Here is a 16,035-nt window from a genome sequence, read left to right as displayed (position 1 = left end):
TATATACTATCTCTTAAACATTCTATCCATTTCACGCCTGTCATCCTTTTCTCTCAAAGATTCGCGCTTATCATATTGTTTTTTACCTTTTGCCAAAGCGATAACTAATTTTGCCAGTCCTTTTTCATTCAGGAACAAACGGACAGGAACAATAGTAAAGCCGGGATTCTTTCCTGCCTCTTCCAATTTACGCAACTCTTTCTTGCTTAACAACAGCTTACGTTCACGGCGGGCTGTATGGTTATTATACGAACCATAGAAATATTCTGCAATATGCATATTCTTTACCCACAACTCACCATGCACAAAGTAGCAATAGGTATCTACCAGGCTGGCTTTACCCATACGGATGGATTTTATCTCAGTTCCGGTAAGCACAATACCTGCTGTGTACGTATCGATAAATTCATAATCGAACGACGCACGTTTATTTTTTATATTTACAGGAGTCGGTTTCATCAATTCAAAATAACAGATAACTCATTAAATACCGCCGCAATAAGCGCCGGACAAACAATTACAATCACCGAAGCAATCAATGTGTATCGGGTCAGTTTGGCTTCTTCCACTTTCATCAGTGTGCGTGCCCCTTCATATACCACAAACACGGTATAGAACTGGAGTATCCAATGCAAAATGGAGATTGAAAACAAACCGCTGATAATATCAAGCACAAATGTCACCACCATGGCATAACCCACAAACTGTTGGTTTAGTTCATACTGTTCGCCTCGGTTCAGCAATTTCTTTCCCAATTGATTTACAGCATAAGCAGCCAAGAAATATCCTCCAAAGAGAGAAACAAAAATGGCGCAACAACGGGTCATTGCTATCTGAAAAGCAGATACACCTGCTGTATTTCCAATAAAAGTACCTATAAAAACGGACAAGCCGCACAATCCTATCATGGGATAAACAAATGTGCCAAGCACTTTCCGCCTATCCTCTTCTGTATTGATTTCTGCCCAAGCCTTAGCCGGAGAGGAAATCAGCAACACCACTCTATTAAATAAATCTTTGTAGTTCAATGCTTAATCTATTTACCTTTGTTATACTTCAATGAGTTGCAAAGGTATAAAAAATCCCCTTTTCCCAAAGGGAAAAGAGGACTTTTCTACTTGCAATATAATGATTTATCAGTATCCGTAAGGAGCTCTAAAATCTTTAGTAGCCATTCTTACTTCTTTTTTTACATAATTTTCACCACCTCTATCCTGCATAGCTCTAAGAACTACATCTATAGAATCTGTTTCAGAGAAATGGCTATAAAGTTCTGACGAGAAAGGAAAACTGCATAATGCACGAGTAGAATTATAAGAATCGCTTTCCCCATTGTCATAATGGAATGTCAACGTCAGTTTTTCATTATCAACAATATCTTCTTCTCTATAACTCATATTAAAATAAAAAGGTGAAGATGAGTTATAATTAAGTTGAGGACTAAATGTTATATATCCCTTGTAAATAATAACTCCCCCATAAAAATCGATAACAGGATCTTGATTCTTATACAAAGTATCAGCTGCTTCTACATCTCTCGTAGTATTAATCATATTGGCACCTCCATGTAATGGAGCAGCAGAAACAATTTCAACCTTATACTGTGTATTTTCTGACGGCTCAGGCAACACTTCATCCAAATGTTTAAATGCCACTTGAGCACGCTTCACCTTACTCCAATCACCAAACTGTTTCATATTAGCAGCTGTAGGAACCAAGATTCCACCTCCATCTGCGTATAATTTATAGCCAAGAAACTCATCACCTGTAACAGTTACAAGCACTATACCGTCATAAGCACTTTCACTGTTAGTGTCCAAACAAGAACTAAAGGATAATACAGATACCAATGCAGCAAAGAACACTGCCAACTTCATTTTTTTCATTTTCTTCTCTTTATTATTAGGGTTTGCAAAATTAATTAAAAGATTCGAGTCGTAAAGGGAAACTTCAACTCTTTTTTGTTGTTTTAATGATTAAATGAGCTCCAAACCCAAATACTGCACAACATTCTTCCATATTAACCTTTATTAATACATAAACAAACTCACTCCACTATTTCAGCAAACTGTTCTATATTATTATCCACATACTCGGCAATCTGTGCTGTGACAAGTTCCTCCATATCCATAAACTGCTCTTCCAGTTCATCAAATACCTCGTATTGCTCATACATAGCCATAAATTCTTCATCATCGCAGTCTTTTTCCAAGTCTGCACGGTTTTCATCATAAATTTTCTTGGCAGTATAAATCAACTTTGAGAATTCCTTCGCCCCAAAAAGACGCATTGATTTAGCAAAAGGATTATCAAAAAGATACGGCCCATAGCCATTTTGAATCAACTGAATAAAGCCCCCTTCATTAATCTCTTCACGAAAAAAATGATAGCCTAGCAAAGAATGTTGGTAACCATTGAGCAAGGGCATTGTTTCAGCATTAATCACACCGCCCGTCACTTCCAAATACTTATCGGTAAAAACTTTAATAAATTCGTCCATACCTTCCTCAGCACCCTGTCGAAGCACTTCGTCCTTAATTTCTATTTTACTCGTTTCCATCTTTATATAATATATATAGGTACAAAGATAAGTGATTCGGTGGAAAGAAAAAAGATTTTGGCAACTCTAGTTTGCAAAATATTGTCTCACAATAAATTTATTTAATTTAATATCAAAAAGTGGCACGCAACAGGTTGCAGAAAAGAATAAAAGGACTAACTTTGTAGGCGAAAAAGGTAACTAACCTTTTTCACGTGGTTACGAATATTTATTTTATTACCAAAAAACGTAAAGAATATGACTTATTCACACGAAGTAGAACACATGTGTGTTGTGAAGAAAGGTCCTAATCACGGACCGGCTCCTATTCCTGAAGAAGGAAAGTGGGTAAAATCAAAAGAAATCAAAGACATCTCTGGTTTGACACACGGTATTGGCTGGTGTGCTCCTCAGCAGGGTGCTTGTAAACTAACCCTTAACGTAAAAGAAGGTATCATCCAGGAAGCATTGGTAGAAACTATCGGTTGCTCAGGTATGACTCACTCGGCTGCCATGGCTGCCGAAATCCTTCCGGGCAAGACTGTATTGGAAGCATTGAACACCGACTTGGTTTGTGACGCTATCAACACAGCAATGCGCGAACTTTTCCTTCAAATCGTTTACGGACGTACTCAGTCGGCTTTCTCGGAAGGTGGTCTGATTATCGGTGCCGGTCTGGAAGACTTGGGTAAAGGTCTTCGCAGCCAGGTAGGTACTTTGTATGGTACTTTGGCTAAAGGTCCCCGTTACCTTGAAATGGCTGAAGGTTACATCAAGAACGTATTCTTGGATAAGAACGATGAAATCTGCGGTTACGAATTCGTTCACATGGGTAAGTTCATGGACGAAATCAAGAAGGGTACTGATGCTAACGAAGCGTTGAAGAAAGTTACAGGTACTTACGGACGTGTAACTGAAGAGCAGGGAGCTGTTAAGAAAATTGATCCACGTCACGAATAATTATAAGGAGGAAAGAATATGATTAGAGAAGTAAAATTCGAAAGCCAAGACCGTCGTATCAAACAGATCATTGCTGCTTTGAACGAAAACGGCATCAAAGACATCGAAGAAGCTAACGCAATCTGCGAAGCTGCCGGACTTGATCCTTATAAAACTTGTGAAGAAACTCAGCCTATCTGTTTCGAAAATGCTAAGTGGGCTTACGTAGTAGGTTCTGCCATTGCATTGAAGAAAGGTTGCAAAAACGCTGCCGAAGCTGCCGAAGCTATCGGTATCGGTCTGCAGGCATTCTGTATTCCGGGTTCTGTAGCCGACGACCGTAAAGTAGGTATCGGTCACGGTAACCTGGCTGCTATGTTGCTGCGCGAAGAAACTAAATGTTTCGCATTCCTGGCAGGTCACGAATCATTCGCTGCTGCCGAAGGTGCTATCAAAATCGCTGCAAAAGCAGACAAAGTACGTAAAGAACCTCTGCGTTGTATCTTGAACGGTTTGGGCAAAGACGCTGCACAAATCATCTCTCGTATCAACGGATTTACATACGTTCAGACTGAATTCGATTATTTCACAGGTGAACTGAAAGTAGTTCGTGAAATCGCTTATTCTGACGGTCCTCGTGCAAAAGTAAAATGCTACGGAGCCGATGATGTTCGCGAAGGTGTAGCTATCATGTGGAAAGAAGGTGTAGACGTATCTATCACCGGTAACTCTACTAACCCGACTCGTTTCCAACATCCGGTTGCAGGTACTTACAAGAAAGAACGTGTTCTTGCAGGTAAGCCTTATTTCTCAGTTGCATCAGGTGGTGGTACAGGTCGTACTCTTCACCCGGACAACATGGCTGCCGGTCCTGCTTCTTACGGTATGACAGACACAATGGGTCGTATGCACTCTGACGCTCAGTTCGCCGGTTCTTCATCCGTTCCCGCTCACGTGGAAATGATGGGCTTCCTGGGTATCGGTAACAACCCGATGGTAGGATGTACAGTGGCTTGTGCGGTTGACGTGGCTCAAGCTTTGAGCAAGTAATATAATACATTGCTAACATATAAATCCCTGTAACTGTAATGGTTATGGGGATTTTTGTTTTAGTTATACTGTAATGCTTATCCCCTATTCTGACACTCATTTCCTCTTGCTGTTTTTCTTATAATTGGCTGTGATTGAATGATGGAATTGAAGCAAATTATAGCTTAAATGGAGCTTGAATCTCTAAGGGTAAACGTGGCTGATTATCCTTAATTTGGAGCTAAATTGAGGCTATTTTGTGTGCAATCTGTGTGCAATTTGATGTTTTTTCAAAACTGCACACAAAAATCAATTCATCTATCTAATATACAGAAAGATATATCACATTTTAAAGGACTTCCCAATGTCTAATTTTAAATGATTAAACTATGGTAAGAAGTTCATTTGCTATCTTATTCTTCATAAGAGATAGCAGAGTTAGGAAAGATGGTACAGCTTCAATAGAGGTAGTACTCACAGTTAATGGAGAAAGATGTGCTTTTTCTACAGGTAAAAAAGTAAAATCCTGTAATTGGGATAAAACCAAACAACAAGTAAAAGGCAAGGATAAAGAAGCCCAAAGTCTAAACAACTATCTAAAGGCTATCAGAGCCAAACTCTATCAAAAAGAAGCAGAATTGTTAGATAGAGGTTTTGTAATCACAGCGGAACTATTACGTGACGCTTATTTTGATAAAGTAGAATCTCTAAAAGAGAAAAGCCTATTTGAAGTCTTTGAAGAACACAACAAAGAACAAGAAAAACTTGTTGGCAATGGAGTTTCTAAAGCCACTCTTTGGGTATCTGTCTATACCATCAGATTATTAAGGGAGTTTGTTCAACAGAAATACAAACGTGACGATTTATATTTACGTGAACTGAACATTAATTTCATTCAGTCGTTTCATTCGTTCTTAAAAATTGATAAAGGTATGGCACAAAACTCATGCACCAAGCATTTAAAACTATTGAAGAAAATTATCAACCTATCCGTAGCCAATGCTTACATTAGTTTCAACCCATTCACTACTTATAAAGTAGAACGTGAACCTGTGGAAGTTGATTTCTTGGACGAAGAAGAATTGAGGAAGATAATCAACTTTGATACTCCCCTGCCACGATTGGAGAGAGCTAAAGATATGTTCCTCTTTGGGTGCTTCACAGGGCTTAGCTACATTGACATTAAGACCTTGACACCAGAACACTTTGAGAAAGATAACACTGGCAGAATATGGATTAAGAAACGTAGGGTTAAGACAGGGGTTCTATCACGCATTCCCCTACTCCCCATCGCCAAACTGATATTGGATAAGTACAAAGGTGGAGAGAAATTACTCCCTATTCAAGACCCTGCGGACATCAACAAATATCTAAAGGATATAGCTATACTTTGTGGAATTAATAAACGAATTTGCTTCCACACAAGTAGGCACACCTTTGCAAGTACAATTACTTTAGCCAATAACATATCGCTGGAAGTTGTTTCTAAGATGTTAGGACATACCAATACACGAATGACTGCCCACTATGCAAAGCTAATAGACAAGTGCATAGGCGAGCAGATGGATAAACTTATGGATACGTTTACAGGAGATTCTGATTACTAAAGTATATCCCTTTATAACATAATAATCCCTATGCTCTAATTTTATTGAGTAATAGGGATTATTGCTTTTATTTCCTCTTTAAATCACCTCAAACTCTTATATATGAGAAAATAACTTGAAGCATTATTCATGCACCATTAAGATAAGGTGCGTAGCTTCAAGCATATATAAAAAATAATTTACCGGGTCACACTTATTTTCAGACGATGGATAAGATGGAGATTCGATGATGCGTAGCAATTTTAGTATATGGACAAGACATAGTTCCCCACGAAAGAATGTATGCCGCATGATAGGCCAAGTAAATGCGAGGAGCTATTTACAACGGTTCAACTATCACAACCAGTCGAAAGATTGGTTTATTTTTTCTCCCCATTTCCTTGATTTCCCCTCAAAGCCTTATATATGAAAAATGTATATAAGAGAATAGAAAACAATATTATTAACAAACTAAAATTTAAGAGAAATGGGAAATTTAATGAAAGGAATTAAAATCGCAGCGTATGTAGCTGAGATTATTGTTGCAGGTTCGGTAGTAATTGAACTTGTTGAGAAGTATGGCAGCAGATCCAAGAAAAAATCCGCTGCAAGTAAAGTGGCTGTAGATAATGCAGTTACTGAAAACTGATAAAATGTCCGTGAATGGATTATGACAAGACACAGGACATAATAATAACGGTATTGGAGGTAGCAACTTCGATACTTAAAGGCATAAAGAAGCTAAGAGGAATATTTGTAAAAGCAAAGAAATGACCTCTTGGCTTTTTGTTTTTATCAGATTTTATCAACCAACTAAAAAATAACAGTAAAATGAGAACAACAAAAAGACAAGCAGCCGATTCTATCAAAGAACAGGCAGCAGTGATTACAGGTATTGAAGATACAGCAACAGTATCAGAAGAAAATCAGAAGTTTCATCCTAACTTCATCGAGAGCAACACTTCCGGTATCACATTGGAAGAACTTACAGAGAAGAACGTAATTCCAACGTTCTGCGACAACAGCCTGACCATATCGCACCAGAATTTCATCGGTGCTGTAACAGAAGCGGCAGGACAGATATTCGGAGAAATGACACCTGTTGAATGCAGGGTATCACACCCCATTATCGGGAGGGTTCCATCAGCTCAGCACAAGAAAGCAAGCGAACTAAGAGAAGATGAGAAAACCATATTCTATCAGCGTCTTGCATGGGTGACACATATAAAAGGACTGGTTCAGACCATCAACGGACAGAATGTTAATCTGACTGTCGGAGGTGTCAGAAGTTACAGTGAAGACAAGCTATACAGAGGGCAGACCGCAATGAAGTTTAAAATCTTTGTTGGTTGGAAAGTAAAAGTGTGTTCAAATCTCTGCCTGACGTGCGATGGATTTTCAGGAACGATAGAATGTATGACTGAAGCGGACATCACGCAGAAGGCTCTGGAACTGTTCAGCGGTTTCAATCCTCATAAAGAAGAAACACTCAATCTTCTGGAGAATTTGCAATCAACAGCAATCTCCGAAGAATTGTTCTGTAAAATCATAGGCAGATTAAGATTATATCAGTTTCTACCTGTAAACGAACAACGAAACCTGCCATCGCTGGAAATGGGTGACCAAGCCGTAAATGCGATGGTGAAAGGATATGTTTCCAATCCTAATTTCGGGAAGAAGGAAAACGAGAACATAACCTGTTGGAACCTGTTACAACTCGCCAACGAAGCGGCCAAATCAGCTTACATTGACCGTTGGCTTGAACGCAACCAAAACTGCACCGATTTTGCTTTGGGAATCCAAAGAGCCATAGAAGGTAACGATACCGAAGGCTATTCATGGTTTCTCAACTGACAACTAACCCTACTTTTTAAAAGGGGAGGTACACATTATCAAAGTTTATTCATCAAACCAAGATTCTGTGTATCTCCCTTTTTTTATTTTATCGGATTATCAACCACTAATTTTTTATCATTATGTGTAAATTCCAAAAACCTGTCATCCCGGCAAATGCTACGGATGACGAAAGAAGAGCCGTCATGTTTGATGCGCTTTATTCATTAGACCTCAGCGACAAAGTTGAGAAGTACAACGACCTGACTTATTTAAGCTGGGCAAACGCTTGGGCAGAGTTTAAGCGATGCTACCCTAGTGCAACGTATAAGATTGTCAAACATCCATCAACAGGACTTCCTTATTTTGCGGATCCGTTTGTGGGGATTGTCGTATATACAGAAGTAACCGTAGATGGAATCGCCCATGAAATGTGGCTACCTGTAATGAATGGTGCCAATAAAGCCATGAAGTTTGAACCCTATACTTATAATGTATATGACAAGTTCAAGAAGCAGTATGTCGAAAAGAAAGTAGAAGCTGCCACTATGTTCGACATCAACAAGACCCTGATGCGATGCCTTGTAAAGAACCTCGCCATGTTCGGGCTGGGATTGTATATCTATGCCGGAGAAGATGTGCCGGAGAATGAAAGTTCGGATGCCGGCCAAAATGCAGAAACAGCATCAAAGAAAACAACAACCCGTAAAACCAAAACGACACAGCAACCATTGGAGAAGTACGCTGGGATAAAAGCAGCCCTAAACGCTTGTATTAATCAGCAGGCACTTATGGGATTGTATCAGCAACATAAGAACGAAGTGGATTCTAACAGTGAAATCAAGGCTCTCTTTACGGAGCGTAAGTTACAACTTAACCAAGTAGCATGATTATGGCAACAAAAAGAATTGAACTGAAAAACAGTGAGGTAATCTTTTTAGAAGAACCTCACGAATACTGGCTTGGTGACAAACAGCTGAGCGGTATAACAGGAATGATTCAAAGACAATTATTTCCTGACGAGTATGATAACGTGGACGAAGCTGTTCTCAATGCAGCAGCTACCTACGGAACAAACGTACACGCTTCCATTGAAGATTTCGACAAGAACTGGAACAATGATGGAACCGTGGAAGTAGCGGATTATATTGAAATCTGTAAAGAACACGGACTGGTTCATGAAGCCTCTGAATATATTGTTTCAGACAACAAGAACTGGGCTTCCATGATTGATAAGGTATATAGAGTTTCTGATGACACTTTCAGTATAGGCGATATTAAGACCTATGGCGTAATGACCTCAGAGAAACTCGAAAAAGCAAGATGGCAACTCAGTCTTTATGCTTACTTCTTTGAATTACAGAACAAGAAGGCTAAGATTGACAAGCTTTTCATCATCCATCTTCGTAACAAGATTAAGAAGGATGGAACTGTTGACCATATCAATGAAGTTATCTTCGTAAACAGAATACCTTCCGAAATCTGCAAGGAATTGTTAGAAGCAGATCTTAAAGAAGAAAATTTCAATAACCCTTTTAGCATTCCAGAAGAGTATAAGTTTATGGAAGATGAAATCAGATCCCTCATCCAAACCAAGAATGATGCGGAGGAAAGACTGGCAGAAATCAAAGCCAAGATTCTCTCCGATATGGAAAGTTCAGGAGTAAAGACCTGGACTACCGAAACGATGCGTCTTACCAGAAAAATGCCAAGTACACGAATCTCTCTCAATACCAGCAAACTGAAAGCTGAACACCCTGAGATTGATTACTCTCTTTACGAAAAGACTTCCAATGTCGCAGGAAGTCTTATGATAGCGGTATAAAAGCGACAGACCCACTTTCAACAGCGGGGAGGATTTCTGAAATAATGAAGTTCTCCCCGCTTTCTTTTTATATAAAACTTAAAACGATGAAATACGAAATAGCAATCAGTCAAATAGTTAAGGGAGAAAATGATATTACTCTTACACTTAACACAGCTAATGGTGGCTCTATCGAAATCAAATCTTACGGAGCCAAAATGAATTACGAAGAGTTTACAGAGTTTGCAGACGTAATTGAAGGGTTGCGTCAGAAATTCACAGTCATTAACGAACAAAAGCAATAAGCAATATGGCAACAAATATCAACGTGGAGCTATTCAAAAGATACGCTCCCAAGAAGAAACTGGAGATTATAAACTCTCTCAGTGAAAGCGAATTACTCTCAATCTCCTACACTACCATCCTCAGAATAATCAAGGAGGCTGGAAAAGGAGATTCAGGAAAAGCGAGAAATAAGTTCAAAACGCTATTCCTTTCTGATACCGGCAACAACTGGAACAGCAATGTAACTTCAATCTGGAATAGCGAAAAGGATGAAATATATCTCTCAGTTTACATCCAAGGAGACGATACAGACACCTATACGGATTATAAGCTAAAGTATTTCTTGGATAACAGATCTGAAAATCAATGTCTGGGAAAGCTACACGAGTCTTTTAGAAATAGTTATGAGCATGATGTTCCAGCCAATTACGACCGGGCAGACAGAGCTAAGGTTATCAAAGCTATTCTGACCGCCTACATAAAAAACAAGTATAACGATAAACTGAATGACAATGGCAAAGAAGAAGATAACTAAGAAAAGTAAGATAACGGTTTCCTATTCCGGAACACCGTTAATGGAAGTCGCAAGATATATGCACGAAGAAGTGGTAAGACATTGCGATTATTGTGGTAAACCTATGAGCCGTAGTGATGTAAACGACTATGGTTCTTTGTGTGAAACCTGTTATATGAAAGAATACTATGGCTGAAGAACTGGTTTATAATGAAAACTTGATTATTCAGTTTTCTACAGCAGATTTTCAAGCCTTTGCACTCAATGACGATGACGAAGTAGAAACCAAACATTTTCAGTCTTTGGATGCAGCAAAAAGATGGATTGATAATAAAACAGCAAAAAAATGAAGATAACAACAGAAATGGCGAGATACATTTGGAGTATCATTGCCGCTAACCCTTCCCTTTCTATGAGCTGGGGAGTCGATACGGACAGCTTTGTTTGTAGTGACGATGCTTTAGAGTTCCATATACAGGGTTTCCTTCATATAGGGAATGTCAGAGTTACATATATTGAAGGAGTGGATCTATTTCAAGTTTCTCTCTATGATGAAGAAGGGAATGAGGTGAAACGAATTGATGATGTGTATTTAGATAATCTGGCTGAAGTGATTGACCAAAATGTGGAGAACTATTTGGTTGAGGACTACAATGCCAAAGTTATGAACTACATCTTAGGACTTTGACTTATGAACGAAAACGAGAAAATAGCAAAAGTAATCTGGCATGATGCTTTGCAAAAATCCTTTCTCCCCTTTGGTTGGGGATTGGACTTTAATGACATAAAGGTGACAGATAAAGGTACTGAGTTTTACCTTTTCAAAACCGAGTGTTGGATTGAGGTTCGTTACTTAGCAGAACTGAACCTTTATCAGATAACAGTTAAACCAGAAAATGAGGAAACAGAAATCACCTATGATTGTGTGCCGCTTGATAAGATAGTGGCTGTAATAAATGATACCGTCAGTTATGGTTTAGCCTCCTATGATTTTATCTGCTCCAAATACGGAGTTATATATAAGGTAGCCGTATAAGGCAGACGATAATTTATGTTATCGGGGAATATGTGAGAATTCAGATTATAGAAACTCATGTATTCCCCCTTTTTTATGCCCAACCGACATGGTTCCAAAGATTAGACGTCCATCTAAGCAGTGGAACTATTGTTAAAAAACGAATAACAATGAAGAATGAAACCCAATATGTGGCTTATCTACGGGTAAGTACACAAAAACAAGGATATTCAGGACTGGGACTTGAGGCACAGAGGGAGATAATACATAAACACCTTCAAGACAAAGTTCCAGTTGCTGAATATATAGAAATAGAATCCGGCCGTAAAAAAGAGAGACCCAAACTGAAAGAAGCGTTGAGCCTTTGCAGAAAAGAAGGCGCGACACTTATCGTAGCCAAGCTGGACAGGCTGGCGAGAAATGTTTCCTTCCTGTCAAACCTTTTAGAGAGTGATGTGGAGATTGTTTTCTGTGATTTCCCACAAGCAAATAAAATGGTACTTCATATCTTATCCGCAATATCCCAATACGAAGCGGAACTGATAGCGGTAAGAACCAAATCTGCATTACAAGCCAAGAAAGCAAGAGGTTTTAAATTGGGTAATCCTGAGCACTTGATGGATAAGCATAAACAAGCCATCCGGAACAGTATCAGAAGTTGTAAGGAGAAAGCTGACAACAACCCTAATAACAAAAGAGCCGTTGCGATGCTTCGGACATTAATCAAGGAAGAATACACCCTGAAAAGCATGGCGGACACTTTGAACAGGGAAGGTTTCGTTACTTCTCAGGGATGTAACTTCTCAAAATCGACTGTATATAAATTAATCAAAAGGTATAACTTAAAATAAGATTGAAATTATGGAACCAAGATATGTTTTAATTTTAGACTTTTGTGTGGGCTGTTTGAATATCATAAAGCTGACGGATGAAGAATTAAGAGAATCGGAGGAATATGAGGACTTTGAATCTTTCCTTTCAACTATCGAAGAAAAGTACGGATTCAGGCTCAGTAACTGCCAATGGATGACAACTGAGGAATTGAATATTTGCAGATACGAAAACGGAAGGGAGGTAGAGGATTATGCCTAACTGGTGCGATTGTACTTATAAATGTGTCGGTGACTTGAAGGAAGTAAAGTCGTTGTATAAGATCTTGAAGTATATTGATAGACGTAAGACCAGCATTGAGAAAAATGGCTTTGGCAAGTGGTGGCTGGGAAATTTAGTCACAAAACTAGGAAGTAACTGGGAAAAGTATAGATGTCGTGGCGAAATCACTTATTATGAACTGAATAATAATATTCTCACTATCTGTCAATCCACAGCTTGGTGTGAGCAGGAAGGAGTACGAAATATTATCGAAGAAAAATTCCCATCCATTAAAGTATATTTTCAAGAGGAAGAATCGGGATGTTGTGTATATTCCACGAATGATGCAGGTGGCGAATATTTCCCGGAACGTTACTACTTGGATTCGGGCAATGATGATTCGGAGTATTTTACAACTATCGAAGAAGCGGCTCAATGTGTTTCTGAGATAGTAGGCAAGATGGTAGAGCCGGATAAGAATGTAATTGAAACTGCATTGGAAGAATATATGGACGAACAAGAAGATGATGATGTTTGGTACTCTTTTCACGAGTTTACGGTAGTGGAATAGACAAATAAAGAAAAAGAGAGGCTAAGGTAATGCTTGGCTTCTCTTATTTTTCTTTTTCTGCAATATTTCTATTTGTTCATTAGGAGGGTATGTGAGTAAACGGAACGCAACAATATTTTTCCTTATGCAATCTATTCTTTTTAAGTAATAATACCGATTCTGACAAAAAAAGTTGCATAAGAAAAGTTTCATTGTATTCTTTCGTTAGTTGTAGGCTCACGCCGCTTGAGTGGATTAATAACCTTGGTATAGTTCTTATAAAACCAGCCTTCGGTTAACCCATAGATGATTATGATGTAAAAAAGAACGGAATATTACATTTGATTTCATTTCAAAGCCCGCCGTTCAATGATATTTTCCTAATTTTACCGTCCCGAAAACATTGTTTTCCTTATATTTGAAGAAATAATACTCATAATAAGAGCGTCAATATTAAAACAAAAACGTATATTTGCAAAGTCCAATCGGAGAAATGGTTGGATTTATATGGAAAGCGTTTTTTGCTTCATCCCAAAACTGAAAATTCGCCAAATTTTTACCATAAGGGATAGAAGGCAATATTGACGCTCATTTCTGTTTGTATATGTATGCGTGTAGTTTTATGCTATACTCCTTACATATCATTCAGCGTGAGGAGTATTGTTTCTTCGTTCATTTTATGGTAGGGTGTTTGGCGATACCTCAGTTTTGATGAACATAGACAAGCCTCACGCTTTCTTTTGAATATAAAAATTACTACTCGGAGGCTTGTAGTAATAAGAGATTAAACTATGAAGCCTATCTTTCCCAACCCCAAAATGCCACTTAACCAAAAGTGTCTTCTCTTATGCTTCTTTCAGAAAATAATAAAAGAAGATATTAAAAATTCCCAATCACAAAATGATGCTGAATGGAAAGAACTTTGGTTTGAAAAATGGGAAAATCAAGTCAGACATTTTCTGGAGAAAAAGAAAAACTCCATCGTAAACTTGCAAGTTATGAAAGATCCAGATAACAAAACCATAGATATTTGGGATAATCTAGATATACAGCTTTTATACAATAATATTAGAAATGAGAAATCGAACTTACGTAAATCTTGGGAAATTGAACTTTATGGGCAATGCGATAAATTTACACCTTTTGATTGGGATGATTTACTTCAAAAAGAGAAACGAAGAGAAAAAGGATGGCATAAGAAACTATATGATAATTGGATTAAGCCATTATGCCCTAATTTGCAATTAGATATAACTAACCTTAAATCCGCAACTCCATTCCCGAAGTGCTACCTACAAGAGAAATGGACTTTTGATTCGTAAGACAGCCATTAAGTCCTCGCGTCCGTTTCAATGCGCATACTATCCCCTTACCCCATAAAGCGACTTGAGGCAATACGCAATCAGTGGCCATCAAGTGACGTAAATCATCCGGAAGAAGTTTTGAAGGCTTCTGCATATGCATGGTTGTCGGTGTAGATGTTCAGCACACATTGCCTTGCGGTCTTAATCCACTTGGCAGGTACTGAAATGAATTTGAAGACAAACGTCTTGATACGGCTGGTTTCCTTGAGCCCGAACTTCTTCACTTCAATCCTTTGCATGATGGCCTTGTAAAAATTGCGTATCAGTGCCGTCAGGAGCAGGAACACGGTATTTTCCGCCATGAAGGATTTAGGCAGTCTGCCCCATCCAAACCCATTGTTCATGTCATCAAAGATGCGTTCCTTGCCTCCACGCATGTTATAGAACTCCACGATGTCGCTCATGGATGATTCGTAATCGTTGGTCAGGATGCAGCGGTATGTATATTCCCCCTCCCACAGGTCAAGTCCACTGCCCATGCGTCTCTGTCTCTGGATTATCAGGCGATACGGTTTGCCTTTCCACTTCTCAACGAGAATGGAGTTCAACTCAAACACAATGCCGTTTATTTCTTCCCTCTTCCACCCCCTGAGCGCGAAGATGTCATCATAGAGCGAGCAGCAGCGGTTGGCACGTATGTAGAATGTCCTGCAATGCTTCCTGACCTCATCCACAATGTCTTCAGAGCATGAGCCGCAGTCGGCCCTGAAGCGGTTGACTGCCATTTTCTTTTCTTCAAGTCTCCCCAAAATCCTCTTTAGCGTGTCACCCTGGTGAAAGCGTACATTGGTGTTGCCGTCGCTGTTCTCTATGCCGACAATCATGTCGCCGATAACGGCCACACCGGGCCTGTAACCAAGAAATTTCTTGTACGTGGGCTTTGCATCGTACTTCTCCGTCTCAATGAACTGGTGGTCAAAGTCAACGTCATACTCCCCGCCCTCTTTCAACTGCCCTGTGGCCAACAGGCAATTCAGGAGCAATGTGTTGAGTGTGTCTGCCGTATTGAAGTCATAGGACTTTCCGGCATCAGATGTGTATGAGATGTTTTCCCGGGCCAGTTCGTTTATTGCCCTGAGGATGGTGTCGGCGCTACAGGTGCGGAGTGTGGGGTGAAGGGAAAGATGACTCATTAAGTGGGCGGTGACATCCTCAACGCAAGAACCGCCGCAGAAGTAAACGCATAGGAGGGAGCGGATGATTTCGCTGTATTGATAACCATAGAGTTTGCATCTCAACCCAAGTGTTGAGTCAATTGTAGAGGAGAGAAGGGAGGTAAATTGCTCCATGATTGGAAATATGCCTCCAAAAGGAGTGAGTCTTTCGGATTTTATTGCTACATTTGCCATGCTTGTTACGGTTTTCTTTGTCTTTGGATTCGCAACACTAAGGTAAGTGAAAACGCTGACATGGCAAAAACCTGGGCAACAAAATGTTGCTCAGGAACTTATAAAAATAATTATCAATTATGTTGCGGAATTAAGG

Annotated in this window: 22 protein-coding genes; 17 read left to right on the top strand and 5 right to left on the bottom strand. The window is 39.2% G+C overall.

Features of this window, described 5'->3' with window-relative positions; genetic code table 11:
* Positions 1-6 precede the first annotated feature (6 nt).
* The 4 genes from smpB to HMPREF1534_RS15775 all read right to left on the bottom strand — a co-directional run bounded on the left by smpB (position 7) and on the right by HMPREF1534_RS15775 (position 2,560).
* A complete protein-coding gene (smpB, locus tag HMPREF1534_RS15760; RefSeq protein ID WP_005936975.1) occupies positions 7-459 on the bottom strand; it encodes an SsrA-binding protein in 453 nt (150 codons plus the stop codon).
* Complete coding sequence (locus tag HMPREF1534_RS15765; RefSeq protein WP_005936972.1) at positions 459-1,028, bottom strand: Yip1 family protein; 570 nt, start codon at positions 1,026-1,028, stop codon at positions 459-461. Before HMPREF1534_RS15765 ends, smpB begins: the two co-directional genes overlap by 1 nt.
* A gap of 108 nt (positions 1,029-1,136) precedes the next feature.
* Positions 1,137-1,886 carry a hypothetical protein gene (locus HMPREF1534_RS15770; protein WP_005936969.1) on the bottom strand — a complete coding sequence of 250 codons (750 nt, stop codon included), beginning with the start codon at positions 1,884-1,886 and terminating at the stop codon, positions 1,137-1,139.
* Positions 1,887-2,047: 161 nt separating this feature from the next.
* Positions 2,048-2,560 (bottom strand): DMP19 family protein, encoded by a 513-nt coding sequence (locus HMPREF1534_RS15775; protein WP_005936967.1) that lies wholly within the window; start codon positions 2,558-2,560, stop codon positions 2,048-2,050.
* Positions 2,561-2,797: 237 nt separating this feature from the next.
* Here HMPREF1534_RS15775 and HMPREF1534_RS15780 point away from each other — a divergent pair, with 237 nt between their 5' ends.
* From HMPREF1534_RS15780 to HMPREF1534_RS15845, 17 genes are all read left to right on the top strand, one after another.
* Positions 2,798-3,499, top strand: coding sequence for an iron-sulfur cluster assembly scaffold protein (locus tag HMPREF1534_RS15780; protein WP_005847450.1), 702 nt, complete (start codon positions 2,798-2,800; stop codon positions 3,497-3,499).
* A gap of 18 nt (positions 3,500-3,517) precedes the next feature.
* Positions 3,518-4,528 (top strand): GGGtGRT protein, encoded by a 1,011-nt coding sequence (locus HMPREF1534_RS15785; RefSeq protein WP_005936965.1) that lies wholly within the window; start codon positions 3,518-3,520, stop codon positions 4,526-4,528.
* Between the two features lie 368 nt (positions 4,529-4,896).
* The gene (locus tag HMPREF1534_RS15790) at positions 4,897-6,114 is read left to right on the top strand and encodes a site-specific integrase (protein WP_005936963.1); all 1,218 of its coding nucleotides are present in this window, start codon (positions 4,897-4,899) and stop codon (positions 6,112-6,114) included.
* A gap of 478 nt (positions 6,115-6,592) precedes the next feature.
* Positions 6,593-6,742 carry a hypothetical protein gene (locus HMPREF1534_RS20630; RefSeq protein WP_169334857.1) on the top strand — a complete coding sequence of 50 codons (150 nt, stop codon included), beginning with the start codon at positions 6,593-6,595 and terminating at the stop codon, positions 6,740-6,742.
* A gap of 182 nt (positions 6,743-6,924) precedes the next feature.
* Positions 6,925-7,947, top strand: a complete 1,023-nt coding sequence (locus HMPREF1534_RS15795) for a DUF3871 family protein (RefSeq protein WP_005936955.1) — start codon at positions 6,925-6,927, stop codon at positions 7,945-7,947.
* A 122-nt stretch (positions 7,948-8,069) separates the two neighbouring features.
* Positions 8,070-8,816: a Sak single strand annealing protein gene (locus HMPREF1534_RS15800; RefSeq protein WP_005936953.1), complete on the top strand. Its 747-nt coding sequence runs from the start codon at positions 8,070-8,072 to the stop codon at positions 8,814-8,816.
* A 2-nt stretch (positions 8,817-8,818) separates the two neighbouring features.
* Complete coding sequence (locus HMPREF1534_RS15805; RefSeq protein WP_005936951.1) at positions 8,819-9,751, top strand: hypothetical protein; 933 nt, start codon at positions 8,819-8,821, stop codon at positions 9,749-9,751.
* A gap of 86 nt (positions 9,752-9,837) precedes the next feature.
* Positions 9,838-10,035, top strand: coding sequence for a hypothetical protein (locus HMPREF1534_RS15810; RefSeq protein ID WP_005936949.1), 198 nt, complete (start codon positions 9,838-9,840; stop codon positions 10,033-10,035).
* A gap of 5 nt (positions 10,036-10,040) precedes the next feature.
* Positions 10,041-10,550: a hypothetical protein gene (locus HMPREF1534_RS15815; RefSeq protein WP_005936947.1), complete on the top strand. Its 510-nt coding sequence runs from the start codon at positions 10,041-10,043 to the stop codon at positions 10,548-10,550.
* Positions 10,528-10,725 carry a hypothetical protein gene (locus HMPREF1534_RS20240; RefSeq protein WP_039968445.1) on the top strand — a complete coding sequence of 66 codons (198 nt, stop codon included), beginning with the start codon at positions 10,528-10,530 and terminating at the stop codon, positions 10,723-10,725. The genes HMPREF1534_RS15815 and HMPREF1534_RS20240 overlap by 23 nt, the downstream gene beginning before the upstream one ends.
* Positions 10,718-10,879: a hypothetical protein gene (locus HMPREF1534_RS20625; RefSeq protein ID WP_005936943.1), complete on the top strand. Its 162-nt coding sequence runs from the start codon at positions 10,718-10,720 to the stop codon at positions 10,877-10,879. The genes HMPREF1534_RS20240 and HMPREF1534_RS20625 overlap by 8 nt, the downstream gene beginning before the upstream one ends.
* Entirely contained in the window at positions 10,876-11,217 is a 342-nt protein-coding gene (locus HMPREF1534_RS15820) for a hypothetical protein (protein ID WP_005936941.1), read from the top strand. The genes HMPREF1534_RS20625 and HMPREF1534_RS15820 overlap by 4 nt, the downstream gene beginning before the upstream one ends.
* A gap of 3 nt (positions 11,218-11,220) precedes the next feature.
* On the top strand, positions 11,221-11,565 hold the full coding sequence (locus tag HMPREF1534_RS15825; RefSeq protein WP_005936925.1) for a hypothetical protein: 345 nt from the start codon (positions 11,221-11,223) through the stop codon (positions 11,563-11,565).
* A 149-nt stretch (positions 11,566-11,714) separates the two neighbouring features.
* A complete protein-coding gene (locus HMPREF1534_RS15830; protein ID WP_005936919.1) occupies positions 11,715-12,395 on the top strand; it encodes a recombinase family protein in 681 nt (226 codons plus the stop codon).
* Between the two features lie 10 nt (positions 12,396-12,405).
* On the top strand, positions 12,406-12,636 hold the full coding sequence (locus HMPREF1534_RS15835; RefSeq protein WP_005936916.1) for a hypothetical protein: 231 nt from the start codon (positions 12,406-12,408) through the stop codon (positions 12,634-12,636).
* Complete coding sequence (locus HMPREF1534_RS15840; protein WP_005936913.1) at positions 12,629-13,207, top strand: hypothetical protein; 579 nt, start codon at positions 12,629-12,631, stop codon at positions 13,205-13,207. The genes HMPREF1534_RS15835 and HMPREF1534_RS15840 overlap by 8 nt, the downstream gene beginning before the upstream one ends.
* Positions 13,208-13,977: 770 nt before the next feature.
* A complete protein-coding gene (locus HMPREF1534_RS15845) occupies positions 13,978-14,508 on the top strand; it encodes a hypothetical protein (protein WP_005936911.1) in 531 nt (176 codons plus the stop codon).
* A gap of 104 nt (positions 14,509-14,612) precedes the next feature.
* Here HMPREF1534_RS15845 and HMPREF1534_RS15850 read toward each other — a convergent pair whose 3' ends face one another.
* Positions 14,613-15,899, bottom strand: coding sequence for an IS1380 family transposase (locus tag HMPREF1534_RS15850; protein WP_005936349.1), 1,287 nt, complete (start codon positions 15,897-15,899; stop codon positions 14,613-14,615).
* Between the last annotated feature and the right edge of the window lie 136 nt (positions 15,900-16,035).

The organism is Phocaeicola massiliensis B84634 = Timone 84634 = DSM 17679 = JCM 13223 (genome assembly GCF_000382445.1).
In the GTDB taxonomy this organism is placed as follows: domain Bacteria; phylum Bacteroidota; class Bacteroidia; order Bacteroidales; family Bacteroidaceae; genus Phocaeicola; species Phocaeicola massiliensis.
The sequence above is the reverse complement of the archived record's forward strand: the minus strand, read 5'-3'. Positions and strand labels throughout refer to the sequence as shown.